The organism is Paraburkholderia sp. UCT31 (genome assembly GCF_014397655.1).
In the GTDB taxonomy this organism is placed as follows: Bacteria; Pseudomonadota; Gammaproteobacteria; order Burkholderiales; family Burkholderiaceae; genus Paraburkholderia; species Paraburkholderia tuberum.
In genome coordinates this window covers 165,204-190,568 of sequence record NZ_VZQP01000001.1, presented here as the reverse complement: position 1 = coordinate 190,568, position 25,365 = coordinate 165,204, and the positions used below count along the sequence as shown (strand labels likewise).

Below are 25,365 nucleotides of genomic sequence, written 5' to 3'. Positions count from 1 at the left end.
CGCACCGGTTGCCCGCTCTATCCCGCACTCATCGCCGCGCCTCTTTCCACTCGATGCATGGCCGCGACCTTCGTTTCGGCAGCTTGAATGTCGGCGGGATACGAACCATCGTCGCCGACCGACGGGTTATATCCGGCCGCTTCCAGCTCCTCGAGTGCCGGAGCCGAGTTGCATCCGGCGCAACGCGGCTTGTATCCGCAACGTCATGCGAACGTCCCGCTGGTCTCGTGCGTCACGACCTGTTCCGATGCGCGGGCCATATCGACGATGTTCATTTGATCACCCATTTGCCGTCAGTCTTACCTGCAAGAACGCGGGGATGCGGTGGTTATTCCCGATTCGATTTACGTGGCTTCGCAGTGTCGAGCGAGTACGACACTCTGGTGCGCCCGCGATGACGATTCGGCGCGCGTTGCGTGAGTTAGCCGACTATGATTGATTGGTTAATTCTGGCCGACCGGAACCACATCGACAGGCCGATGAAAGACTTCTACCAAATCGAATGCAAGTGCGGATATGCGGTGTCGGGCGGTATTGCGCGCAAGACGCGACGTGGCGTTGCGCACGCGGTGGCCGCGCCGTTGGCAAAAACAACAAAGGTCAAAGGTCATGGGTACGTCATGGCATAGGGGGCTGATGCCGCGACGTCCGGTGCCGTCTCCAGGCCTCATTGGAAGGAGACACGGCGATGAACTTGAGCAGAGAGTCGTGGCGCGCGCGTGGGCGCGTGCCGTCGTGGGTGGGGGCCTGCTGTGTGCTGGCGCTGTGCGCGATGTGGAGCCACGGCGCGTACGCGGGTTCGACAGCAGGACAATGCCAGGGCGAGGCATGCAAAAGGCACGAGCCACCACCCCGATCGAAACTCAGCTGTCCGAATCTGAATGGATTGACCATCCGCGCCCGTGAGATCGGTTTGCCGACGACAGGCGCCGTCGTCACCTCGACGACCCAGATGGCCGCGAGCGGCAGCGGTGCGACGGCTACCGGGTCGTACTGCCTCGTGGCCGGCGCGATTCATCCGGTCGATCCATCCGCGCCAGACATCCTGTTCAACGTCGCGTTGCCGGACGAGTGGAACGGCAAGATCCTGATGCTCGGCGGCGGGGGTTTCGACGGCTCGATTCCCGCCATCACAGGTAACGTGCCGAGCGCGCCGGCGGCTCTGCCGGGACCGTTGTCGCGCGGCTACGCGGTGTTCGCGAGCGATTCCGGGCACGAGGCGACCAACGGTTCGGTGAACGGCGCGTTCTCCGTCAACGCCGAGGCCTACGACAACTTCATGGGAGAAGCGCTGAAGAAAACGCATGACGCCTCGCTCGTGATCATCGACGCGCATTACGGCACGCATCCGTCCAGGGCGTATTTCGCGGGCGGCTCAACTGGCGGGCGCGAGGCGCTGACCGTCGCGCAGCGCTGGCCGCGCGACTGGGACGGCATCATCGCGTTCTATCCCGCGTACGACTTTACGACGCTGAGCCTTCAGCAATTGCGCGTGACCGAAGGCTTCGCAGCGCCCGGCGCGTATCTCGACACAGCGCAGCGCGCGCTGCTGCTCAACGCGGTCATGCAGGCTTGCGACGGACTCGACGGCGTAGTCGACGGTCTCATCAGCAACGTGCAGGCGTGCAATGCGACGTTCAACCCGGCGACGGCCAGCGTCGACGGCAAGCCTTTGCGTTGCGCCGGCGGTATCGCGCGCGGCGACACGTGCCTGTCGGACCGGCAGATCGCGGCGCTGAACACGATGAACACGCCGCTCGTGTTTGCGTACCCGCTCGAAAGCGGCGAAACGCTGTATCCCGGCTATAACGTGTATGGCGCCGATCTCGGGGTGGGCAGCAGTTCACCGCTCGAAGGCACCGTCACGACGCTCGCGCTCGGCACGACGCAGCCGTCGTATCCGCTGCAAAGCACCGCGATGTTCGACGGCCAGATCGCCGACGACTTCGTCCGCTACACGGTGATGGACGACCCGGACGCAGACTCGCTGCAGTACAACCCCGCGATTGCCGGTCGATGGTCCGGCCGCGTCAGCATGCTGTCGGGGCTTGACGCGACCGATGCGAACCTGACGCCCTTCATGCAGCACGGCGGCAAGTTGCTGATGGCGCACGGCACCGTCGATCAGACCGTCAGCACGCGGGCAACCGAGATCTACTATCAGCGCATGCTGGTGACGATGGGCTTTGGCGCGGTCGGCTCGTTCGCGCGCTTCTATGAGATTCCGGGGCTGCAGCACGCGGTCGGCACCGAGTTCAATGCGTCGTGGGACTCGCTGACGACGCTGGAGAACTGGGTCGAGCACGGCACACCGCCGGCGCATCAGGTGGTCACCGACACGGCGGGTGTGCCGGGACGCACGCGGCCGCTATGCCAGTATCCGGCGTGGCCCAGCTATAACGGCGCGGGCGACGTGAACAGCGCGAGCTCGTTTACCTGCGTGCAGTGAAGCCGGTCAGGGAGAGGCTTGCCGGTCGCGGCGCTAACTGGATGAATCGACATCGTGCCGGAATCGACCGCGTTGCGCGGGGTCGGTGATGCAGTCCTCGACCCGCTGGACGAACTCGTCGAAATTCGCGGCATGCCGCGCCTCGCGACTGGCGATCATCTTCGCGATCGGGCCCAGATAGACGGCCAGTTTAACGGCGACGGCATCGATGCTGGCCTGATCGATCGCACTGTCTGGTGACGTGCCCGCGGCGCTCGCGGACGATACAGCCGATACCTTTGCGGCAGCCGTCGCGACGCGTGAGCCCGGCGATGACGAGGTCATCATCGACATATCGGGCAAGCCAGCCGTCAGCCGCGCGAAGGCCTGCTCGAATTCGAGCCGCGCCATGTCCGGCAACGCCGCCGCCAGCTGCGCGCCGAGCGTCGGCAGGTCGTTCGTCTGGGTGGCCGCGCGTCGCACCAGAAGGCTCGCGAGCGGGCCCATCTGGGTCGCGAGTTGGCGTTCGATGCGCGCGAGCATCTCGGGCGGCCAACTCGGCGGCGCCGAAGGCACGGGCACAGGTGCGGGGCCGACGCCCGTCGCATGCGCTGGCAAGGAAGCGGACGCGGACCAATACGCGGACGGCGTCACGATAGTCCGGTCATCGTCGGCCGCCGCCGGTGCGACGGCCAACGACCTCAAGCTCGCGAGCCATTCCGCGGCCGAACCGAAGCGGTCGTCCGGCCGCCTCGCGAGTGCTTTCGCGACCATCGCGTCGAGCGCCGGCGGCAACGCGGAGACGATTTCCGATGGCCGGGCCGGCGCATCTTTGATGATCTTCTGCCTGATCGTGGCCGGCGAGCCGACGAACGGCTGGCGGCCGGTCAGCATGCGGTACAGCACGACGCCGGCCGAGAACAGGTCCGCGCGGGCATCGACCGATTCGCCCTCGAACTGCTCGGGCGACATGTAGCTCGGCGTGCCGATCATCCACCCGGACGAGGTGGCGGATGAGCCGATCCGCGCGACGCCAAAATCGGCGACCTTCAGAAGCCCTGCCGCCGTGACGAGCAGATTCGCGGGCTTGATATCGCGGTGCACGACGCCGGCCTCATGCGCATACGCGAGCGCGGCGAGCAGTTGCGCGAGCCAGTGGAAAGCGTCCGACAGCGGCAACGCGTGGCCCGGCACCAGCAATGTATCGAGGCCATGCCCGGCGACGTACTCCATCACGATATAAGCCGTATCGCCGTCTTCGCCGAAATCGTGGACCATGACGATGTTCGGATGCGCGAGCCGACCGGCCGCGCGTGCCTCGTTGCGAAAACGCAGCAGCATGTCGCCACTCGTGTCCTCGCCGGCGAGCAGTTCGCGACGCACGGTTTTCAGCGCCACCGGTCTTTCCAGGTGCGGGTCGAACGCGAGATAGACGACGCCCATGGCGCCCGTCCCCAGCACGCGGTCGATGCGGTACTTGCCAATGCGCGTAGGCGTTGCTTCGTGGCTCATTCGGGTTCCGGTCGAGGGGCGCCTGGCCGATCACGCCAGCTTACGCCCCCAGCATCCGCAGCGCTTCGACGAGACTCGTTTTCATGCGGTTGAACGAGACCGCGAGCGAGGCGATTTCGTCGCCGCCGCGCGTCGAAAACGATGCGGTGTCGAGCTTGCCGAGGCTGACTTCGTCGGCCGCGCGCGACAAAGCCTTGAGCCGCTTCGTCACGAGGAAATGCACCATCAGGTTCAGCGCGATCAGCACGCATCCGAACACCGCGGCGAACGACAGCATGAACGTGCGCCAGACGCTGTGCGCCTGTCCCAGCGGCAGCGACATCGGCACGGACACGACCTGCGCGCCGATCGTTTCATGCAGGGGCCAGTTGAAGCCGTTCGCCGGCCCGTATTTGTCGATCATCGTGCGCGGCGCCGCGCTGGGCGTGCTGTGGCATTCGAGGCACGCGGCCGAGTCGATGCGGGTGGGCCGCGCGATGTACAGGCTGGGGCCCGACGGCGTCGCGCGTTCGCCAATCAGTTCGGGCAATTCGGGGTGGTCATGCAGGCGCCGGATCACATCGGTCTCCCAATCCGTGGCGCGATCGCGCGGGTTGGTCGGATCGAGCATCGCGCTCTTGTACGAGAAGCCCGGAAACTTCTTCTGGATCGCGAGCAGGCTCTCGACGGCGGAATACGCGGGAATCGACTGCGGGACGAACGCGTATTTGATCTGCGTGGAAAGCAGCGGCGTCACCTGATCGGACGTGTAGTTCTGCGCCGCGGTAGCGGCTTCGATCATCAGGCTCGCGTCGCGCACGGTTGTCTGCACCGCGTTTTCCCGCAACACCCGGTCGGCCACGAAACCCGTCGCGGCGAATCCCGCGGCGAACACGACGAGGAAGGCGAGATTGAACTTCAGAGTCAACGACAGGTTCATGGCTGCTCCACGCGAACGGTGTGCAAGGGCGTCAACGCCTGGTGGTGCATGGTACGTCAATACGCGTCGGCGTCGTCCGGCGTAGGTTAGTTCCGGTATAGCCAGCTGGGGACGGATTCGGGACGCACCGCCGGCGGCGCTTGCGCGGGCCTTTTGTGCGGCTCGCTCGCCGGGCGTGGTGGCGGCGGATGCAATATCGGCCGCCATTCCGGCAAAACGTCCAGATGGGCGTCGACCTGCGCGCGGAAGGCCGCTGTCTTCAGGCGCGGCACGAAGCGTTTGACGAAGGTGGCACGCTCGCTGACGCTGCTCGTGAGCCAGTCGGAGACGTCGGCGTAGTCGACGGCGCGCAGTGGCGCGGCAAGTTCGTGCCTGCTCGCGAGCCGTCCCGCCACCCCGACCAGCGCGTCCCGAAAGCCTGGCGGCATCGTGCCGATGAACTCCGCGGATGGCCGGGCTTGCGCGCGCAGGGGCCCGTCGGCATGTCGCTCGAGGTACTGGCCCGCGTGCAGGATCTGCCTGGGCGCCTGGGCAGGGGCGCGAACGACGACGATCGCGTCATCCCCGGACTCCGCGAAGATTGCGGCGCGCTCGCCGGTGGTCATCGCGACGACCGACCACGGACCATTGCCTGAAGGTTTGATGTCGAGGCCGTGAAGCTCGATCGACAGCGGCGGTTGCGCGCCTGCGTTCACCTTGCAGCCAACCTTGAGCCAGCCGCTCAGCATCGTGATTCGCAGCGGTCCCGCCGCGGCGTTTTGCGACGTCGACGGCGTTTTGAGCAGTATTTGCGTTTGCGGCCCGAGCGCGATCAGCGTCCCCGCACCGTCTTCGAGCTGCGCGGATTTGCCGGCGTCGGTTTCGATGATGTCGTCATCGCGCAGCCTGGCGCCCTCGCCCGTCCGATACAACGAGGCGCCGCGAATCACCGACACGGGACTCTCGGCGAAAGAGACGACGACGTCCGCGTGGACGAGCGGCACCGCCGACGCAAACAGCGCCAGCGCGCCGCCCGCGCGTGCGCGCAGGAAGGCTGACGCCAGCATGACGAGGAAACGGCGAGCGGATGGCATCATCGGGGTCCGTTACGTCGGTGTCTGCGGTACTGTTTATCGTAGACGGTCCGATTCGTCGAGGGGTTAACCGACGAAGGCCGACACACGGCGTATTTCCCCAATCGCGGCGTGCGGCTTTCAAAAAGACGCGCATAGCGTCGTTTATTGCGGACCGCCGCGCTTGCCTCAATTCGCAAACGTCGCCAGCTTGAACGTGCACGCAGTCGCCCCCGGCATCAGAAGCCCCTGCTCCACACCAAGGGGCACCTGACTATTGCCCGGCCCGTACAGCCAGTAGGTGAAGTAAAGCGCTCCCGCATGGCTGACCGCCAGTCGTTCCAACGCCTGGAACGGCCCCGAATTGATCTTGCCCAGCTGCGCCACGAGGTTGATATCGGTCGAGCCGCCGAGCGTGTGCGGAACGGCGTGCCCCCGGTGATAGGTCCCGCCGTTGGCGAGCGGATGTCCGCGCATCCGCGTCGCGATTTCCTTGCGCGCCACCGTACTCTTTCCCTGACTGATTCCCCACGCTGCGACGAGGCGCTCGGTCGTCATATCGAACAGATATGAAAACTGGCCCATGGACGTTTCGAGCAATTCGCACGATGCCACGCGCGGAACATAATCATCAGCCCACAGGTCGACCAGCAGCGGGGCCACCTCGTCGCTAAACGCAGCGGTCGCATGCGCGTGCGACAGGCGCGGCAAAATGCGGTTGAGTTCTGCGTAATCCGTCATGCGTCACCTCGACAGCGTGTGTCGCGCGATTCGCGCGGCTCGCTTCGTCCTTGCTATCCGCCCGCTCTCGCGACCGCCTCCTGCAAGCGCCGCCGCACCTTGCCGACATCGACGCCGCCAGGTCCCGGCGTGTCGACGATCGGCATATAGCGCGCAGGCGTATGCAGCAAATAGGCCTGCATCTCATCGATCACGATCCGGTCGCTCGGGTCGTAGCCGAGATTCTCCAGTTGCCGGGTCAACTCCGCGCGTTCCTCGAAGCTCAATACCTGCCACCAGAACGCGCGGCACGCATGTGCGTATGCGCCGTCCGAAAAGTACCGCCAATGGCCCAATTCGTGACTGAGGATCGCGGCCCTGACGGTGGCGTCGATCATCTCGCCGCCTGGCGCGCGACCCAGCCCGGGAATAGTGATCAGAAAATCGTGTGCGTTCGTCGCTTTCCAGATCCCCTGCTCCTCGCGAATCAAACGCCATCGCACGAGAATCGTCTGCAACGTGCGCTCGCCCTGGTTCAGCACCACGCCCTGCTCGCGCGCGAGTTCGAAAAAATGCGTCAACTCCTCCGTGCTGAAGTTGTTGCCCGCCGTCAGCCCGGCGGGGTCGGTGCCAAAGCGCCGCGCGTGAGCCGCGATGGCCGCCGCCGACACCACGCGGTCGCGCGGCATATCGCGGCGTTCGAGCAATGCCACCACGCGCGTGAACATCGCGCCCTGTTGCTCGAGGCTGGCCGCCTGCATCACATGGAGGCCGGGTTGGTCCGTCACGGTGAACAGTTGCAGGCGCGCGTCGGGGGCCAACGCGGCGGCGAGCCGGGCAAGCGGCAAGCGCACCGCTCCGGTGTCGTCGTCGACGGCCGCGGGTCTGTCGGCGGCGTTGTTCGAGTCCTGCGGACCCGCGGCGAGCGCGATCGTGGTGACGCACGCGAACAGCAGCGCCGCGCCCGTCGCCACGTTGCAATACACGCGATAACGTGTCATCGGCGGCAACCTCGACAGCGCCTAATCCGTGACCGTGACGATCGTCACCCGACGGTTCTCGGGCGCCGTCGGATTGCGCTTGTTCAACGGATCGGAAGAACCCTTGCCGAGCGACGATAGCCGCTCCGCCGAGATACCGTCTTTCTGCGTCAGATATGCGACCACCGCGGCGGCACGGTCTTCGGAGAGCTTCATGTTGGCATCGGGCGACCCGCGCGGGTCGGCATGCCCTTCGACGCGAAATCGGTACGCCGCGAGTTTTTCCGACTGCAATGCACCGGCGACCTTGTCGAGCGCGGCCTTCGCGCTGTCGGTGAGCGTGGCCGAATTGGTGGCGAACGTGATCAGGATTTGCGCGGCGGGTTTTCTCGCGGGCGCAGGGCGCGGCGCGGCGGACGGCGGCTTGTTCGACAGCACGAAGCCGCGCGTCAGGACGTTCTCGCCCGACTCGCTCGACTGGTCGGGCTCGAGCGCGCGCGTCACCGACTGCTCGTTGATGTCCTGCTCGTTCAGGACCGGTTCGGCTGCGCGCGAGGCCGTGCACAGCAATGCGAGCAAGCACAGCGTGGCGGACAGAACGCCGCCCGGAATGCGTCGTGCGGAAGACGGATGGGTCAGGCGTGACATACGGCGATCTCCGCAGAATGGAGTTGCGGTGAGGCCGCCAGCGCCCCTTTACGGACCGTCGGCGAACACCGGCGGGAACCGGCGTATGACAGCCTCATCCTTTAAAGACGAATGATGGGAAGTCAATTTGAAACGCTTACCCTTACCCGCGGCGGCGACGTCAGTGATGCCGTTACTGTGCGCCCGGGTTCGAAATCACGTCGATCACCGAATCCCACTCCTGCGTGCCGACGTCGAGCAGACTCGCGAACTGCAAGCCGGTCGTCGCGCCCGCGGAAACTCTCGCCGAAGCCGGCACGGCCGGCGATCCGTCGCTCCACCAGAGCGCGTGTCCCGTTGCGACGGTCTGTTCGAGCAAGGCGGCGAATCCGCCGTCGGCTGCATCAGGGATGGCGAGCCGCCACGGCGTCGATGCGCGATCCCGATTGAACAGGCTCTCGGCTCGCAACGCCGCGTCGAAAGCATCGAGGGCGAATTCCTGCGTCAGTGTCGACAATGCGAGCGCCACCAGGCGGTCATACCATCCTTGCGCATCGGCCAGTCGCCGTGCGGGTTCGGCGCCGTCGATCGCCTCTGCGATCGTGAACGGAAAATAGCGTCCCACACGGTCCACGCCCGGCGTCAGAACGCCCGCCCACGCGCTCGGGCCATACAGACCCGCGCCCAGCGCGAAACACCACACCGGGGCATTCAGATACAGTTCCAGCCACTGCGCGCCAAAGCGCTGCCGCGCGAGCAACATGCCTTCCTGCAAGCGCTCATCCCAAAGCGTGACGAATTCGACTGGCAAGCGCCGTCCCACGAAGTCGCCATGCGTGCGCACCTTGCCGAAGAAGCCGGGCCCGAATGTCGGCTCCTGCGCAAGCTCGCCGCTCATAGCCGATCCGGACAGCGGAACTGCTCGAGCATGGCACGGCGAAACGGATTCACGATGCTGCTGGCTGCCAGTTCGAACTCCGCGCGCCGGCCATCCGAGTCGAAGCTCAGGCGAAAGCGGTCGGGTTGCGCGGTGGGTTGCAGACGCGCATCGTCCATCAGATGCAGCAGTGCCCACGGTCCGTCGGCGCGCGCCGCCGGTGTGCTGCCCGCCGGCGTGAACTCGACGTGCGCCTGGCCGGTGCCCTTGCCGCTCGGCCACTGGAACACCATCGATTGCGGCGTGTCGGGTTTGACGACCATTTGCTGCCCATCGATGTCGAGCGTGAACTGGGTAATCGATGGATCGATGGTGAGCGGCTTCACCGTGAAGCGCACCGACACGTCCCGGCCGCCGGCCCGGAAGAACGCGTCGCGGATCTGCGCGGCGCGCTGGAACTGGCCGAGCACGTCGACCGGGATGCCGAGCGTATCGACGCCGCTGCGCCATTTCCACTGCGGTCCCGACATGTCGACCATCGTTGCCAGATTCTTCTGGAAGAAATCGTCGATCAGGCCGCCTGGGCTCAGCAGCCTGCCGAAATCGTCGGGCGCGACGTCGCGCGTCGAGCCGCGCACGAGAGGATAGCGACCGTCGAGCGCCTGCCGGCACAGCTGCGCCACGTTCGCCTGCCACAACGCATTCAGGCGCGCCCGCTCGCCGCCCACCATCAGCGACCCCGCCCCGCTCGCGACGCTGGTGGCCACCGTCGCGAGCGGCGGCGGCGCCCCCTGGGCCACCAGCTTGAGCTTGTTCAACGCATCGCCGGGTGGCGGCGGCAAGCCCTGACGGCGCGCCGAGTCCGCGGCCTCCAGATAGGTCGCGGCGTCCTTCAGCGCGGCGAGTTGCGCGTCCAGCGGAGCCGGGCCCGGTGCGCCGGGTTTGCCGGCCAGTTCGTGCAGCGCCTGGAAATGCGCGTCGACCGGATTGAGCTCGGCCGGCGCGGGCGGTGCCGCGTCTTCCGGCTGGTTGCCGAGCGCGCTCTCGAGGCGTTTTTTGGCCGCATCGAGCTTGTTGGTCAATGCGGCAACGCCCTCCTCCGTCAGCGAACCGCCCGTTCTGGTGCTGCCCAGCGTGGTTTCCTGCGCCGCGGCCAGCATCAGCGAGCGCAGCGGCGAGTCCGGCGCCGCGAGCACATTCGCCACGCGTGCCCCCTGCTGCACACCGTCGAACGGCACCACGTCGATATCGTTGAGCAACGCGTCCCACTGGCGGATGTACTCGTCGTAGTAAAGCCGGGTGATGCCCGCCTTCAGATCCTCGATACCGTTCGGCGTCAATACCGATTCCTGACGGCCGAGCACCCAATCGTCCTTCGCGATATCGATCACCGCCGCGTCGCGCAACTGGCCGAACTTCTGATAGCCGGCCCGCGTGTACGCGCCTGAAACACCGCGCGTCAACGGCGCGCCGCTCTTGCGCACGAGCACCAGCGCGGCATTGCGCCCGGCCGCGTCGGCGACGCTGAACTCCGGCAGTCTGCTCTGTTCGAGATCGCGTTTGACGCGGTTGAACAGACGCTGCGTCAGCGGCATTTTGGCGAGCGTCGCGCGCGCCTGCGCGATCAGATCCTTGTCGAGCGGCAGCGACGCATCGAAGCGCGCCGGCTGCAACAGCGCGGCGAGATGGCCGTCGAGATCGTTGCGCTGATCGTCGCTGGCATCGCGCAACGGCCCGCGGCGCCAATCGACATCGGCCCACAAGCGCACCGAGTCGGCGTCGAAGTGCAGCGAATCGCCCAGCATCAGATATGCGCGCAAGACTTCGTACTGGAAGTCGGGATTGTTCGCGTCACCGCGGCGCAATTCTTCTTCCATGCGGCTCACGACCAGAGGCAACAGGGTCTGCCGCAACAGCCGCCGATAACTGGTCTGCGCTTCGAGGCCGAGCTTGTCGCCCTGATAAAGGCCGAGGCGCGACAGCCACGGCACGCTCCTGTCGCGGTCCGCGTAACCGCCGGGAAGGTCGCGCGCGGCATTGAGCAGCGGCAGCAGCGCAAGCGGGTTATCGCCCGGCTGGGTGGTCTGCGCGAGCTTCTGCAACCCGGCAACGTGCTGTCGAACATCGGCGACGTAAGCGCGATTGCGTTGATAGCTGACGAAGAACAGAACCAGCGCCAGCACCGTGACAATGCCGATCGCCGCCAGCGCGGCGCGCTGAAACCAGGCGCGGCGCCGCTCCAGCTTCTGGTTCACGCCCGCGAGTCCGGCTTCCTCGAAGATCACGCCGCGCAGCAGCCGCGTGATGAAGTAAGCGCGCCCGCTCGCCGGGTCGGGCAACACGACCTGTTGCTGGAAGCCGAGCGCCGAGGCGACCGCGCTCATCACGCGATCGATCGGCCGGCCTTCCTGGGTGCCGCTCGTGAAATACACGCCGCGCAGCAACGCGGACTCCTCGAAGCGCGAGGTACTGAAGGTTTCGTCGAGAAAGCTTTTCAGTACGGCTTGCAGACCCGCGAACTGCTGCGGAAATCCATAGACGAGCGCACGCCGGCGCACATCGGTCTCGCGCTGCATACGATTCAGCACGCGGGCTTGCAGCTGCTTTTCCAGCGCGTCGAATTCGGCGGGAAATGCGGCCAGTGCGTCGTCCGGTGAGCCTTGCTCGGTGAACGGGAACGTCATGCCCCAGACCTGTTCGCGCTCGTCGCGGCCGAGGTCGTCGAAGAATTCCGCGAAACCCGCGAGCAGATCGCATTTGGTCACGATCACGTAGACCGGAAAACGCATGCCGAGCTTGCCGTACAGTTCCCTGAGACGCTCGCGCACGGCTTGCGCCTGCTGCGCGCGTTGCGGGTCGGACAGTTGCAGCAGGTCGCGCGTCGACAAGGCCACGATCACGCCATTCAGGGGCCGGCGTGGCCGATACTTGCGCAGCAGTTGCAGGAAGCCGGCCCACGCGGCCTGATCGGCTTCGGCGAAACTATCCTGGGTGGTGAAGCGGCCCGCGGTATCGAGCAGCACCGCATCGTCGGTGAACCACCAGTCGCAATTGCGCGTACCGCCCACGCCGCCGATCGACTGCTTGCCGAGCCGCTCGGCGAGCGGAAACTTGAGTCCGGAGTTCAACAGCGCGGTGGTTTTGCCCGTGCCGGGCGCGCCGACGAACATGTACCACGGCAACTGGTACACGTACTGACTACCGAAGCGCCCCTTGACCCGCGCCTTGCGCAAGGTCGCCATGGCGGCTTCGAAACGCTGCTTCAACGCGGCGATGTCGGCCTCGGATTCTTTCTTGCCGGGCGCGGGCTCGGCCGGTCCCTCTGCCACCACGCGAGTGAACTGGATGTTGGCGAGACGCACCGCGATCCAGCGCACGCTCCAGTACACCGCCCACACCAGCAGCAACACGATGATCACGGCCCAGCGGCTGCTGTTGCTTTCGAGCGGCTCATGACCCGCGTACGCGACGAGCGGCCCCTCGACCCACACGATCAGCGACAGTGCCAGCACGCCGAGCAACGACAGCACGATGGCTCGTCTGAGCCAGCCAAAGATTTTCATACCCGGCTCCCCTGTGCCACCCGCGACGGACTCATCCCGAAGGCCTTCACGACGCCGCTCCCGGCGCCAGCACCGTGATATCGACGCGGCGGTTGCGCGCACGATTCGCGGCGGTGTCGTTCGGTGCGATCGGCTCGGCGTCGCCGCGCCCTTCGGCGCTGAAGCGGGCGGGGTTGCCGGCCCGCGACGCGAGCATGTCGCGCACCGCTTCGGCGCGCGCCTGCGACAGATGCCAGTTCGACGGGAAGCGCGCGGACAAGACTCGCTGGCTGTCCGTGTGACCCGCGACCACCACGTTGCCCGGCACTTCCTTCAACGCGTCGCCGATACGCTGGATGAGCGGGACGAAACCCGCGGCGAGATCGGCGCTGCCCGAGCCGAACAGGCCGTCGCCATTGATCGTGACGACGGTCCGGTCGGGCAACTCCGAGACACGCACGAGGCCTTGGGCGATTTCAGGCGCGAGGAACTGCGCTAGCTTCGGCGCAAGTTTTGGCGCCGCCGCCAGCTTCGAGGCAAGCACGGGAGCCGGCGCGACGCGGATGCCGTGCAGCGCTTCGAACACGCGGTCGGACATGTCGTTGAGCCTGAAGCTCAAGACCAGATTGACGATCACCAGCACGAGGCAGGCGATTGCCGCCGCCACCCACAACGGCACGAGTTGCAGCAACGGCTTGCGTTCGACCTTGACCGGCAGCCAGTGCGGCGACAGATCGCGTTCGGCCGCGCCGCGCTGGCCGCGAATCATCTGTTCGAGGCGTTCGCGGATCGTGTCGAGCTGCGTGCGGCCACCGTCGATCAGACGGTAACGTCCTTCGAAACCGAGGCCGAGAATCACGTAGATCAATTCGAGCACGTCGATATTGCCCGCGGGGTTCTGCGCGAGACGCTGCAGGATCAGGAAAAAGCGCTCGCCACCCGAGGCCTCGTTGTGGAACGTCACCAGCAAGCTGCGGCTGCCCCACAAGCCCGCCCCCCATGGCGTGCTGGCGATCGCTTCGTCGAGGAACGTGCACAGGCAATAGCGCGAGGCGCCGAGCTTCTCGTCGTCGATGCCGTTGGCGCGGCCTTGCGTCTCGAAGTTGCGCACCATCTGCATCAGCTGGTTGCGCAGGTCTTCCACATTCGGATGGGTCGGCAACTGCCGCAACGGCAGCGCCAGTTCGATCAGCGGGTTGGCCGCGCGCAACAGCGGATTCAGACCGCCGCCGGCGGGCAGCATCGGCGCGGGCGTTGCCGCGGCCGCCATGAACGCCGCCCGCGCGCCGCCCGGTGTCGGAATCAGAATCGTCGCGCCGGGATCGTCGGCGGGGCCACGCGGTTCGTCTGGACTCACGATGAACTTCCTCAATCAATGCATCAGCGGCGAATTGCCCAGAACTCCATCGTCAGTCCGGGAAAGTCGCCGGCGACGTGCAACGCCATGCCCGCGGAATTCGCGAACTGTTTCCACAGTTCGTTGCCGCGATCGAGTTCGAAGTAGGTAAAGCCCGCATGGAACGGCAGTTGCCGGGGCGCCACGGGCAACGCGCGCAGGCCGACGCCCGGCAATTGCAGATTGACGAGATCGCGAATACGTTCGATCGGGCCGATCTTCACCTGTGGCGGGAAGCCGGTCAGGATGTGCTCGGCCGGCATTTGCGCGCGCACCGCGAGCACGAAGGTGGCGCCGGCAAACAGCGTCTTGTCCGGCACGATCGCCACGCGCAAGCCGAACTTGCGCTCTTCGAGCGGGATCGCCACCGCGTGCGGGTCCATCACCATGCTCAGCGACGCGCGAATGTCGTCGATCACCGGTGCGAAGGTTTCGCGCAACCACTCATGGCGATACACCGGATACGCCGGCGGCCGCTTCGACGCCTGGCTGAAGGTCGCCAGCTCGCCGGCCAACTGCACCGCCGCCTGGTACAGCGCCTCGGGATGCAGACCGGTCATCGTCGAGAGATGCGCGGCCAGCGGCTCGTGGCGATTGATCAGCTGCAGCAACAGGAAATCGGCCACTTCCGCGACACCCGTCACGCCGGGCTGTGCAAGGCGTCCGGCCAGCGCTTCACCGCGTTGATGCAGAAGGCCCACGAGGTCGTCGACGAACGCCGCGAGACGGCGCGCCACCCGATAGTCGAGACACGGCGGGCTGTAGTCGTTTTCGAGCACGACGCGGTTGTCGGGCAGCCGTTCGAGCACGCGCGCGACGCCGAGCGCGGTGTAGGCATTGGCCACTTCGGGGGCGAGCGCGAGACGCACGCGCAGTTTGCCGATCTGCAGCAACGCCGCGCCGGCATTCGGATCGTTGCTGTCGCTGACGTCGAATTCGGTGACACGGTGTCGCGCGAAGTTCTCCTCGCTGGCGTCGTTGCCGGTTTCGGCGAGACCCGGCCTGCGCACCGGCAATGCCAGTTGGACCAGCATGTTGCGGGTGCCTTCGGGAATCTCGAGCGGCTCGGGCAAGTCATCGTCGGCGGGCAGATCGAACGGTGTGCCGTCCGGCATCACGCCGGAGCACGACAGCAGCGCGAGCTTGCCGAGCTTGAGCAGCGACTCGTCGATCTCCAGCGCGTTAAAGCCCCAACTGTACGGACGCAGGCCGGCCGCGCGCGTCTCCAGTTGCCGCTGCAGATAGCGGTCGTGCTGCTGCAAGTGCTGGGGCTGCAGAAACATCCCCTCCGACCAGATGACTTTGCTGTTCCAGGACATGTTGTCTCGTTCAAACGTTTCTAGGTGGGACCGGCGGGATGCTTCGGCTGACGCTCGCGGGCCGCGCGCAGTTCGTCGATCTGGGCCTCGTATGCGTCATTGAACGCCTGACCGAAGAGCTTCTGGAAATCGTCGTCGGCTTCGCGCGCGACGGCGCCCTGCAATGCGACGAACAGATCCCACAGTTTCGCCTTGCGGTTGGACAGCACTTTTTCGAGCGCACCGGAGTCTTTCAGCTGCGCTTCGATCGAAGCGGGATCGAAGCGTCCGAGCACGTGCGCGAGCGCCGCGCGCATGCCGGCGAGCACCGCGAGCTCGTGCGCCTCGATATCGTCGAAGGCGCGCCTGAGCGCCTCGTCGGGCGGCAGATAACCGGCCGAGCGGCCAGTCAGCATCTGCGCCAGCGCGCTGTCGACGTCCGGGAAAAACTTGAGCGGATTGTTGTCGCGCGCGACGATCATCGTCGTGTCGAGACGGGCTTCGCGTTTGGTCATCGAGCGCGCGCGCAGCACGCCCATCGTGCCGCGCAGCGCGTCGCGCAGCATCGTGCCGATCAGACGCGCGAACTCCGCTTCGGGCAGGTTCGGCGCGCGCGACGGATCGAGGCCGAGGCCTTCGAGCAGCGCCTGCAGGGTGGCCGGGTTCTGGCTCGCGGAAGTGGCGGCGGCCGCGTGGCGAACCGGGGCCGGCTGGGCGGTCGGCGCCGGCATGGCAGGCGCTGACGTGATCGGGCCCGCGGACGGAGCCGGCTGCTGAAGCTGCTGCGCAACGGGCTCCAAAGCGGGCTCCAAAGCGGGCTGCGCAGCGGACGACGGCCCCGGCGCCGCGCCAGGCACAGCCACCCGCGCGGTGGCGGCCTGCGGCGCGACCACCGGCACGACCACCGGCACCACGGGAGCCAAAGGGGTCGATAGCGCAAACTGCGTCGACGGCGTTGTTGGTATCCCGAACAGATCATCGAACGGTGTCGCCGCCGACCCTGCCGCGCCGGGATCGAGCAATCCCGGCGGCAAGCCGGTCGGGCCGCCCAAAGGCGCGGCCGCCGGCGCGGGCGCAGTGGGCCACCCCGGCAACTCGTGCGAAGGATGCGGCGCGGCCGGCGAGCCGCTGCCCGGCTGCCCGGGCGTTTCCCATTGCGCCAACGCCTCCGCGAGCGGGTCGTAGTCCGCCGGAATACCGCCCGTGGGTGTGGCAGGCCGGCCGGGATCGGGCCGGGACGCTTGCGGCGCCGAAAACGCCTGCAACTCCGGCGACACATGATCGCTTTCCGAGCCCGCAAAGCCCGGACCCGACGAGATCCGCTGCGGTTCGCCGAAGCCCGGCTGGCCGAGTGGATCGAGCGCGCCCATCTGCAACGCGTCGCCTTGCGAATCGGCCGGCAACGGTCCACTGAGCACCTGCGCGGCACTCAGCGGATCACGCCCGCCCGTCAGACCGCGCACGCCGGCCGCCTGCTCGCCGATCGACACCTCGAGCAGATACGGTCCGATCAGCAGACGGTCGCCGTCCGCGAGCCGCGCCTCGCGCGTGCCGCCCAACGCGCGCTGATTCAGCACGCTCGGATTGCTGCCCAGATCGCACAGCAGATAGTCGCCGCCGCGAAACTCGACGCGCGCGTGAACGCGCGAGATCGCGCGTTGTTGATCGGGCAGCACCAGCGTGCAGTCGTTGGCCCGGCCGATCGTGCCTCCGGCGGGGCCGAACGCGATCGCGATCGGCTCGGCCAGCGTCTCGTCGTTGAATCGCGCAACCCGCAGCGAAAGAATCGGATAGTTCACTTGGCTCCCCACGAGCGGTCAGGTGCATCACTCACGATTTGATTTTTTTGGTTCCGTCGTCGGCGTCTTTGGGCGCGCTCGGCGCGGTCGGTGACGAGCCGCTGCCGGAGCCCGCCGAGCCGCCCGAATTGAGCAGGATCGGCGTGCCCGACACCGCCACGCTGACCGGCCCGACCACCACGAAGGCGCCGCCCGCCTTCAGCGTAATGCTCGCACCCGCTTCGATCACGATGTTCATGCCGGCCTTGATGTGGATATTCATGCCGGCGTCGATCGCATAGTCCATGCCGACCTTTTCCTGCAACTTCTGCCCGACCTTCAGCGACGCGTTGCCATCGACCTGGGCGTTCTGGTCGCCCGTCACGGCGTCGTGGCGCGCGCCGGTGATCGCCACGAACTCGTTGCCGGTCACTTTCAGATGCCGGTCGTTGCCGACGTTACTCAGCATGTCGTTCTTGACCCAGGTCTCGTGGTCCTTCTCGGCGTGGAAGAACAGTTGCTCGCTGCCCTTGTCGTCGTCGAAACGCATTTCGTTGAAACCGCTGCCGCCCTTGGTCGAATTGCTCTTCAGCGTCGAGAACATCTGATTGGCCGGCAGTTCGTACGGCGGCATCGTGTTCGCGTTGTAGACGCAAGCGGTCACGAGCGGCCGGTTCGGATCGCCCTCGACGAACTCGACGACCACCTCCTGACCGATCCGCGGCAAGAAGAACGTGCCCCAGCGTTTGCCGGCCCAGCTCTGCGACACCCGCACCCAGCACCGCTTCATGCGCGCGTCGGCATCGGCCGGCGGAGCGAACTGCTCCCAATGAAACTGCACCTTGATGCGGCCATATTTATCGGTGAGGATTTCTTCGCCGTCCGGGCCGACCACCATGGCGGTCTGCGGGCCCGCCACGACCGGCTGCGGCGTCAGCCGCTCAGAGCGGAAGTGGTTTTCCTTGCGCAACACGGTGAACGCGCAGTCGAAGAGCGGCAGCGAAGGATCGTGGCGCACCGTCGACACATAGACATCCGAATTGATCTCGTACGCGGCGCTGACCACCAGATACTCGTGGTTCTGCGCATCGCAGGCGTGATTCTCGAGCTTGAACTGACCGCCCGGCCTGATGCCGCGCGCGCTCGATCGGCCCGAAATGCTGTCGTTGCGCGCCTGACGGATCTCGATACCGACCTTCGCATAGCGGTCGCCATCGCTCGACTGCGCGTGGCCGCTCAGATGTTCCTGCATCGCGTACACCGGCGGATCGTAGACTTTCGGCCGCGTCGCGCGCGACAGCAGGCCTTGCTGGTTGCTCAACGTGGGCTTTTCGAAATCGTAGTCGTTGACTTCGTACTTGCCGGTCTGCAATTCCGCGCCCGAACTCCACGCATACACGCATTCCTTCTCATTCGAAGGCTCGTACCACGCGTCGTAAGAAATCGACGCATAGTGTTCGATCGGTCCGTGAACGTCGCTCGAATCGGTCAACACCAGCGTGTGCTTGCCCCCTTTGTGCTCGAAGTAGTAGTACATGCCCTCGTGCTCCATCAGGCGGCTCACGAAGGCGAAATCGGTCTCCCGGTATTGCGCGCAGTGCTGCAGCGGCGGATAGGTCGCCTGGCATTTATTGCTGACGTCGATGTTGTAGTCCTGCAGCACGCCGGTCACGATATCGAGCACGCTCTTTTCATGGAAAAAGCGGCTGTGCGACGCGCGCGTGAGCAGCCACAGCCGCGGACGCACCACCGCTTCATAGCGCGCCATGCGGTTGCGGGTGTTGTCGCCCGGTGCGACGATCCGGAACGCCGTGACGATCCCGTTGAATTGCCGCTCGCCGTCCTCTGGCAACGACAGCGCAATCGAGATGTCATGCCCGAGCAGATCGCCGGCCTGCAGATCGTTGCGCTTGCCAAGCAGATCGAGCCGCCATTCGCTCAGGCGCCCCAACTCCTCGGTGCCGCTCAGATGCAGAAACAGCAGATCCTCGCCGGCAGGCGCGCAACTGACGGTGACGTGTCGGTTCGGGTTTTGCGTGGTCATGTCACGGAATCATCGTCTTGACTGTCGCCGGATTGACGATCGTGACCACGCCACCCCAGTTGCACATGCAGGTCGACACGTTGTCGAGCGACGGCTGGTTGCCGAGCAGCACGGTCGGCGCGCCCGGCGTCCACGGCGTCATGGTGGCCGGAATGCACGGCATCGGCGTCAGCACGCCCAACGCCGCCGCCGTCGCGGCGGCGACGGTCGGATTGGCGGGCGAGCTGCACACGCCGAACGGCATGATATTGACGAGCGGAATGTGATCCATGATGTTGGCCGCGGGCGGCCCTTCGCCCATCACCCGGTTGACCGGCAACACCACGAGCGTCGAAGGCGCCGCGCCGAACGAACATTGCAGCGTCGCGCCCATGCTGACTTGTTGCGGCATAAGAAGGCATCCTCCCCTTTCGATCAATCGAACGTATAGAGAAATTCACCGTCGCGCGCGCCGATCTGCACTTTCGTGACCGCGCTGCCGTTCATCATCCGCGTCAGAAACTCGGTGCTGATGCGCGGCAACAGCGTGTTGGTCAGGATCGCGTCGATCATGCGTCCGCCGCTTTCGAGTTCGGTGCAGCGGCTGCCGATCAGCTTCACGACGTCGTCGTCGTAGCTGAACGGAATCTTGTGCGACACGCGGATGCGTTTCTCGATCCGGCCGAGCTGCAGCCGGATGATCGCGCCGAGCATCTCGTCGGACAGCGGAAAGTACGGAATGACCACGACGCGCCCCAGCAAGGCCGGCGGAAACACTTTCAGCAACGGCTCGCGCAGCGCTTTCGCAATACCCTCCGGCTCCGGCATCAGCTCCGGGTCCTTGCACAGGCTCGTGATCAGATCCGTGCCGACATTGGTGGTCAACAGGATCAGCGTGTTCTTGAAGTCGATCACGCGGCCCTCGCCGTCTTCCATCCAACCCTTGTCGAACACCTGGAAGAACAGCTCGTGGACGTCGGGATGCGCCTTCTCGACCTCGTCGAGCAGCACCACGCTGTATGGACGGCGGCGCACCGCCTCGGTCAGCACGCCGCCTTCGCCGTAGCCGACGTAGCCGGGCGGCGCGCCCTTCAGGGACGACACCGTATGCGCTTCCTGATACTCGCTCATGTTGATCGTGATGACGTTCTGCTCGCCGCCATACAGCACCTCGGCGAGCGCCAGCGCGGTCTCGGTCTTGCCGACTCCGGAGGTGCCGGCGAGCATGAACACGCCGATCGGCTTGTTCGGATTGTCGAGACCCGCGCGCGAAGTTTGAATGCGCCGCGCGATCATCTCCGTCGCATGAGCCTGGCCGATGATGCGCCGGTTCAGGTTCTCCGCGAGCTTCAGGACGTTTTCGATTTCGTTGCGGACCATCCGGCCCACCGGTATGCCGGTCCAGTCCTGCACGACGGAGGCGACCGCCTGCTGGTCGACGGTCGGCAGGATCAAAGGGTCTTCGCCTTGATGCTGCGCGAGCTGCGCCTGCAGGTCGCGCAGTTCGGCGAGCCGCGCTTCGCGCGTCGCGGTGTCGCTGGCGAGGTTGTCAGTCGCGCCGGTGGCCGCTGTTTCGTTTACCGTTCCGTTCGCAGCTTCGTTCGCTTCGTTCGCTTCGTTCGCTTCGTTCGCTTCGTTCGCTTCGTTCGTGCGGCTGGCTTGCGCCGCGCCTTCCACCTTGCCGGTCTCGCCCCGCAGTTGCGCGCGCAGCGCGAGAATCCGCGTCACCAGTTGTTTTTCCGCCTGCCAGCGGGTGTCGAGCGTGGCGAGACGCGCCTGTTCGGCGGCGAGCTTTTCCGCCGCGGCGGCTTCACGCTCCCGCGTGTCGACGCCCACCGCGCTTTCTCGGCCGATGATCGCCAGCTCGGTTTCGAGCGCGACGATCCGCTTGCGCGAATCGTCGACCGCTGCGGGCGTCGCATGCTGGCTGACCGCCACGCGCGCGCAGGCGGTGTCGAGCAGGCTGACCGCCTTGTCGGGCAACTGCCGCGCCGGGATGTAGCGATGCGACAGACGTACCGCGGCTTCGAGCGCTTCGTCGAGCACCTGCACCTTGTGGTGCTGCTCCATCGTCGAGGTGACACCCCGCATCATCAGGATCGCGCGGGTCTCGTCCGGCTCGCTGACCTGCACGACCTGGAAGCGCCGCGTCAGTGCGGGGTCCTTCTCGATGTGCTTCTTGTATTCGGCCCACGTGGTTGCGGCCACCGTGCGCAGCGTGCCGCGCGCGAGCGCCGGTTTCAGCAGATTCGCCGCGTCGCCGGTGCCGGCCGCCCCGCCCGCGCCGACCAGCGTGTGCGCTTCGTCGATGAACAGGATGATCGGCTTTTCCGAGGCCTGCACTTCCTCGATCACCTGCCGCAAGCGGTTCTCGAACTCGCCCTTCATGCTCGCGCCCGCCTGCAACAGACCGACGTCGAGCGTGCGCAACTGCACGTCGTGCAGCGACGGCGGCACGTCGCCCGCCGCGATGCGCTGCGCGAAGCCTTCGACCACCGCGGTTTTGCCGACGCCCGCTTCGCCCGTCAGGATCGGATTGTTCTGGCGGCGGCGCATCAGGATGTCGATCACCTGGCGAATTTCCTCGTCGCGCCCGACGATCGGGTCGAGCTTGCCGTTGCGCGCCTGTTCGGTCAGATCGGTGGTGAAGCGCCGCAGCGCTTCCTGCTTGCCCAGCGCGGCGGCCGGCACCGGGCCGCCCGTGGTGTCCGCGTCGCCGCCTTCGCGCTGCGCGCCGCCCGCCTGAAAACCATCGCTCGCGCTCAGCGCCGCTTCGGGCGACTCGCGCAGCAGGCTGTGAAATTCGTCGACGAGCGAATCGAGCTTGATGCGCTCGAACTGACGCGAGATGCCGTAGAGCCCGTTGCGCAGCGACGGCGTCTTCAGGAGGCCGACCACCAGATGGCCGGTACGCACCTGCGACTCGCCGAACATCAGCGAGCCGAACACCCAGCCACGTTCGACCGCCTCCTCGACTTGCGACGAGATGTCGGTCACCGAAGCCGAACCGCGCGGCAGACGGTCGAGCGCTTCGGTCAGATCGCGCGCCAACGCGGAAGGCTCGAGCCCGTAGTGTTTGACGATGCGGTGCAGATCGGAGTCCTGCAGTTGCAGGATCTGGTGGAACCAGTGCGACAGCTCGATATAAGGATTGCCGCGCAACTTGCAAAACACGTTCGCGCTCTCGATTGCGCGGAATCCGAGCTTGTTCAGCTTGCCGAACAACGCTGCCCGTTTGATCTCGGCCATTTCTCTATTCCCTCGATGATGTCGATGGCGGCGCCCCCGCGGACACCTCGCGGGCCGCCACGGCAATCCGTGAACGGCCGTCCGGACCGGTCGGCCGCAACACCAGCTGCCGCTGATCGCCGCGCGCCGGGTGGCCGAGCGTCCACGTGGTGTAACCGAGCCGCGTGTGGCGCCCGAGCTTCAGGCGTGGCACCGCCTCCTGTTTCAGCACCAGCCGGAGATCCCAATCGAGCCCGTCGCGCGAGTAATTGCGCACCCAGTCGACGAGGCGCTTCAGACTCTCGCCGCCCGGCAGGAAGCGCTCGTAATCAGCGCGGCTCAACGGTCCGATGACGATGCGGAATTTATGCTGGCAATCCCAGACTCGCGCGCCGAGCAGCGTCGACACGCCGAGCGCGGCCGAACCGTCCGCTGCGCCCAGGCGCAACAACGAATTCGCGGGCAGCGTCATCCAATGGCCGACCCACTGCTCGATGTCGACCGGCAGGTTGAAAAAGCGCGCCAGCACGAGTTTCAAACCGGCGGCCGGACGGGTCGGGCCGCCCAGCAATCCGGCGAAGTGCAGTTTGGCGAAATCGGGCACCGCGTCGCGCTCGCGCAGCGTCGGCTCGCCCAGCCCGAACACGCTGCCGACATAAAAGGAAAAGCGATCGCGCCCCGGACGGTCGAGACTCACGGCCGGTTGCGCATTGGCCCACGCGCGATAGAACAGCGACACCATCCGGTGGTGAAAGACATCGAGAAAGCGCGCGAAGGTCGGATCGTTCGCGTTGCGGGCGCGGTCGCGAGCGTACTCGGTCAGATGGGTGGGCAACGGACCATGCGGCCCGAGCAGGCCGAAGAACTTGACCGCGAGGCGCGCGGCGTGATGCTCGCCGGCCGGGGTGAAGTCACCGAGCGTGGTCGGATGGAAAACCAGTTCGGGCTCCTGCACGAAACGGATCGCATCGTCGCGCGGCTGCATCGACTCGCCGACGCGCGGCTTGTCCGCATACGCGTTCTCCAGCAGCCGCACGACCTGGAAGAAGTCGAAGCGGCGCGCATCGTCTTCGAGCCGGCGCAACAGTGTCAGAGCGTCCGGCATTGTCCGACCCTCGCTGGCCAGCGCATGATCTCGCCGCGCGACAGCGTCTTCACGACGGTCTCGGTGAACGAGTTGATCGATACGTATTGCGCGAAATATTGCGCGAGCACGGCACCGAGCAGAAACGCGCCGGCGCCTTCGAACGCGGCTTCGTCGAGCGTCAGCGTCACTTCGAGACCGCGGCCGAATACGATCGGTCCCGCGCCCGGCAAGCGTCGCGTCACCGAGCGCGAATCGATCGAGCGCACGCCCTCGATCAGCCGCTGACTCGCGATCTCGTCGGCGGGACAGTAGAGACTCAGCAGATCGCGCAGCGCGCGGGCGCCCTCCTGTGCATCGTTATCGAGCAGCGACGAGTAGTTCAACGACAGGTGACTCAACAGCCGCCACGCCACGGCCCCGTGCGCATACGACGGCAGCGGCCGGCTCGGGCCGCTCACGCAGCGCACGCTCTGCACCGGCGCTTCGACATCGAGCGTGAAATCGGCGGGGCCGACGCCGACCGGCATCGTCAGTGGCAGGTCGCGATTCGTGCACAGCACCTGCAAGCCGAGTTGCCGCAGGTCAGCGCGAAACGGCGCATTGCTCGCGTCCACCAGCGCGATGAACATCTCGCTGCCGAGGTAGCTCGTGCGCGGGCCGCGCTCATGCTGACGCGCCGAAGGCAGCCGTTTTTCGCGGCGCACCTGGTAGTACGCGCCGGCGCGATACGTCGCGCCGAGATCGCGCGCGTGATAGAACGGCTCGAAGCGCTGCTCGCCCCCGGCGCCCGCGCTATAGCCGGTCGCACTCTCGATCTGATAGATCTCGAAGTCCATCGGCCGGGTGCGGTCGGCCACCACGTGATATTCGAACTGTTCGTCCGACAGCGCGATGCGATCGGTACGCCGCGAAAAGAGATTGATCGCGGGCGTGCAATGCAGCGCGAAATTATTGGCATCGAGCGATTGTTCGAGCAGCGGATCACCGCGTTTGAGCAACACGATGACTTCGATTTCGCTGTCCGCGCAACGCCGCAACGCCGCGTGCAAACCGTCGATGGCGAGAAACATGAAGCGCTGCGCAAACGCGAAATACTCCTGCAACAGCCGGTAGCCCTGGAACGACTGCCGGCTGACCGGCAGCAGTGCTTCATCGTCGGCAAACCCGAGCGGCCGCAGCGCGCTCGCCGGCAACTGCACATGCCAGGACGCCGGACGTTTGGCCGGCATCACGACGACGCCGCTCACCGAACCGAGCAGACGCTCGTGGATACGCGTGGCCATCCCGTCCGCGCCGCGCAGATACAGCGTCAGCCGGTCGAGTTTCAGCTGGTTGATTCTCAGACCAGCGGTGGCGCGTAAGCGCAGCCTGAGGCCGGCCTTGATAGCGGCGCCCGCCGCCATGCTCGCCGGCAGCGCGCTGTCGATGCCACCGAGCGAGCCCGCGTGCGTAAAAAACCGCGCTTCCGTGATTTCGAGCGGCCAAAGCTTCAGTTCGTGCGCGCTGCGGTATTCGCAGCGCGTCGAGCCGTTCTTGTCGAGCACGCTGCGCAGCGTACTGCCGCGTGGAACCCGCACGCCGTCCGCGAGATTGGAGCTGGTCAGGTCCGGCTGGATCTGCACCACGGCCATCGACGGCGTGGGCGCGAGGTAATGCGGGTACACCAGCTCCGCGAGATGCTGGGTGAAGCGCGGAAACTCGTCGTCGATCTTCAGTTGCACGCGCGCCGCGAGGAAACTGAAGCCTTCGAGCAGACGCTCCACGTAGGGGTCCGCGCATTCGAGGTTTTCCAGTCCGAGGCGCCCGGCGATCTTCGGAAATTCGCGCGCGAACTCGCCGCCCATCTCCCGAAGATGCTGCAGTTCCTGGCTGTAGTATTTGATCAGGTCTGGATTCAT

Annotated in this window: 18 protein-coding genes and 1 pseudogene; 2 read left to right on the top strand and 17 right to left on the bottom strand. The window is 66.1% G+C overall.

The features are described from left to right. Positions 1-17: 17 nt before the first annotated feature. A pseudogene (locus F6X40_RS42065) lies at positions 18-155 on the bottom strand (DUF4148 domain-containing protein); the annotation flags it as partial. Positions 156-479: 324 nt separating this feature from the next. Here F6X40_RS42065 and F6X40_RS00815 point away from each other — a divergent pair. Together F6X40_RS00815 and F6X40_RS00810 are read left to right on the top strand one after the other, a co-directional pair. Then, positions 480-629, top strand: a complete 150-nt coding sequence (locus F6X40_RS00815) for a hypothetical protein (protein WP_184062814.1) — start codon at positions 480-482, stop codon at positions 627-629. A 59-nt stretch (positions 630-688) separates the two neighbouring features. Then, complete coding sequence (locus tag F6X40_RS00810) at positions 689-2,449, top strand: tannase/feruloyl esterase family alpha/beta hydrolase (protein WP_262421318.1); 1,761 nt, start codon at positions 689-691, stop codon at positions 2,447-2,449. A gap of 33 nt (positions 2,450-2,482) precedes the next feature. Here F6X40_RS00810 and F6X40_RS00805 read toward each other — a convergent pair whose 3' ends face one another. The 16 genes from F6X40_RS00805 to tssF all read right to left on the bottom strand — a co-directional run bounded on the left by F6X40_RS00805 (position 2,483) and on the right by tssF (position 25,365). After that, the gene (locus F6X40_RS00805) at positions 2,483-3,940 is read right to left on the bottom strand and encodes a serine/threonine-protein kinase (protein ID WP_187626509.1); all 1,458 of its coding nucleotides are present in this window, start codon (positions 3,938-3,940) and stop codon (positions 2,483-2,485) included. 40 nt (positions 3,941-3,980) lie between these two features. Next, on the bottom strand, positions 3,981-4,859 hold the full coding sequence (locus F6X40_RS00800) for a DUF3365 domain-containing protein (RefSeq protein WP_187616297.1): 879 nt from the start codon (positions 4,857-4,859) through the stop codon (positions 3,981-3,983). Positions 4,860-4,945: 86 nt separating this feature from the next. Beyond that, positions 4,946-5,935 (bottom strand): hypothetical protein, encoded by a 990-nt coding sequence (locus tag F6X40_RS00795; protein WP_187626508.1) that lies wholly within the window; start codon positions 5,933-5,935, stop codon positions 4,946-4,948. A gap of 165 nt (positions 5,936-6,100) precedes the next feature. After that, on the bottom strand, positions 6,101-6,652 hold the full coding sequence (locus F6X40_RS00790) for a hypothetical protein (RefSeq protein WP_187626507.1): 552 nt from the start codon (positions 6,650-6,652) through the stop codon (positions 6,101-6,103). A gap of 53 nt (positions 6,653-6,705) precedes the next feature. Beyond that, positions 6,706-7,632: a hypothetical protein gene (locus F6X40_RS00785; protein ID WP_187626506.1), complete on the bottom strand. Its 927-nt coding sequence runs from the start codon at positions 7,630-7,632 to the stop codon at positions 6,706-6,708. Between the two features lie 21 nt (positions 7,633-7,653). Further along, complete coding sequence (locus tag F6X40_RS00780) at positions 7,654-8,259, bottom strand: OmpA family protein (RefSeq protein WP_184062826.1); 606 nt, start codon at positions 8,257-8,259, stop codon at positions 7,654-7,656. 172 nt (positions 8,260-8,431) lie between these two features. Continuing rightward, positions 8,432-9,136, bottom strand: a complete 705-nt coding sequence (tagF, locus tag F6X40_RS00775; RefSeq protein WP_187626505.1) for a type VI secretion system-associated protein TagF — start codon at positions 9,134-9,136, stop codon at positions 8,432-8,434. Then, a complete protein-coding gene (tssM, locus tag F6X40_RS00770) occupies positions 9,133-12,678 on the bottom strand; it encodes a type VI secretion system membrane subunit TssM (protein ID WP_187626504.1) in 3,546 nt (1,181 codons plus the stop codon). The genes tagF and tssM overlap by 4 nt, the downstream gene beginning before the upstream one ends. Before the next feature lie 46 nt (positions 12,679-12,724). Further along, complete coding sequence (locus F6X40_RS00765) at positions 12,725-14,014, bottom strand: DotU family type VI secretion system protein (protein ID WP_187626503.1); 1,290 nt, start codon at positions 14,012-14,014, stop codon at positions 12,725-12,727. Positions 14,015-14,037: 23 nt separating this feature from the next. Continuing rightward, positions 14,038-15,372, bottom strand: a complete 1,335-nt coding sequence (tssK, locus tag F6X40_RS00760; protein WP_187626502.1) for a type VI secretion system baseplate subunit TssK — start codon at positions 15,370-15,372, stop codon at positions 14,038-14,040. A gap of 20 nt (positions 15,373-15,392) precedes the next feature. Further along, complete coding sequence (gene tagH, locus F6X40_RS00755; RefSeq protein WP_187626501.1) at positions 15,393-17,150, bottom strand: type VI secretion system-associated FHA domain protein TagH; 1,758 nt, start codon at positions 17,148-17,150, stop codon at positions 15,393-15,395. A 31-nt stretch (positions 17,151-17,181) separates the two neighbouring features. Then, on the bottom strand, positions 17,182-19,173 hold the full coding sequence (locus tag F6X40_RS00750; protein WP_187626500.1) for a type VI secretion system Vgr family protein: 1,992 nt from the start codon (positions 19,171-19,173) through the stop codon (positions 17,182-17,184). A gap of 1 nt (position 19,174) precedes the next feature. Then, the gene (locus F6X40_RS00745) at positions 19,175-19,564 is read right to left on the bottom strand and encodes a DUF4280 domain-containing protein (RefSeq protein ID WP_018422989.1); all 390 of its coding nucleotides are present in this window, start codon (positions 19,562-19,564) and stop codon (positions 19,175-19,177) included. Between the two features lie 23 nt (positions 19,565-19,587). Beyond that, positions 19,588-22,401: a type VI secretion system ATPase TssH gene (gene tssH, locus F6X40_RS00740; RefSeq protein ID WP_187626499.1), complete on the bottom strand. Its 2,814-nt coding sequence runs from the start codon at positions 22,399-22,401 to the stop codon at positions 19,588-19,590. Between the two features lie 4 nt (positions 22,402-22,405). Further along, complete coding sequence (tssG, locus tag F6X40_RS00735) at positions 22,406-23,485, bottom strand: type VI secretion system baseplate subunit TssG (protein WP_187626498.1); 1,080 nt, start codon at positions 23,483-23,485, stop codon at positions 22,406-22,408. Next, a complete protein-coding gene (gene tssF, locus F6X40_RS00730) occupies positions 23,470-25,365 on the bottom strand; it encodes a type VI secretion system baseplate subunit TssF (RefSeq protein ID WP_187626497.1) in 1,896 nt (631 codons plus the stop codon). Before tssF ends, tssG begins: the two co-directional genes overlap by 16 nt.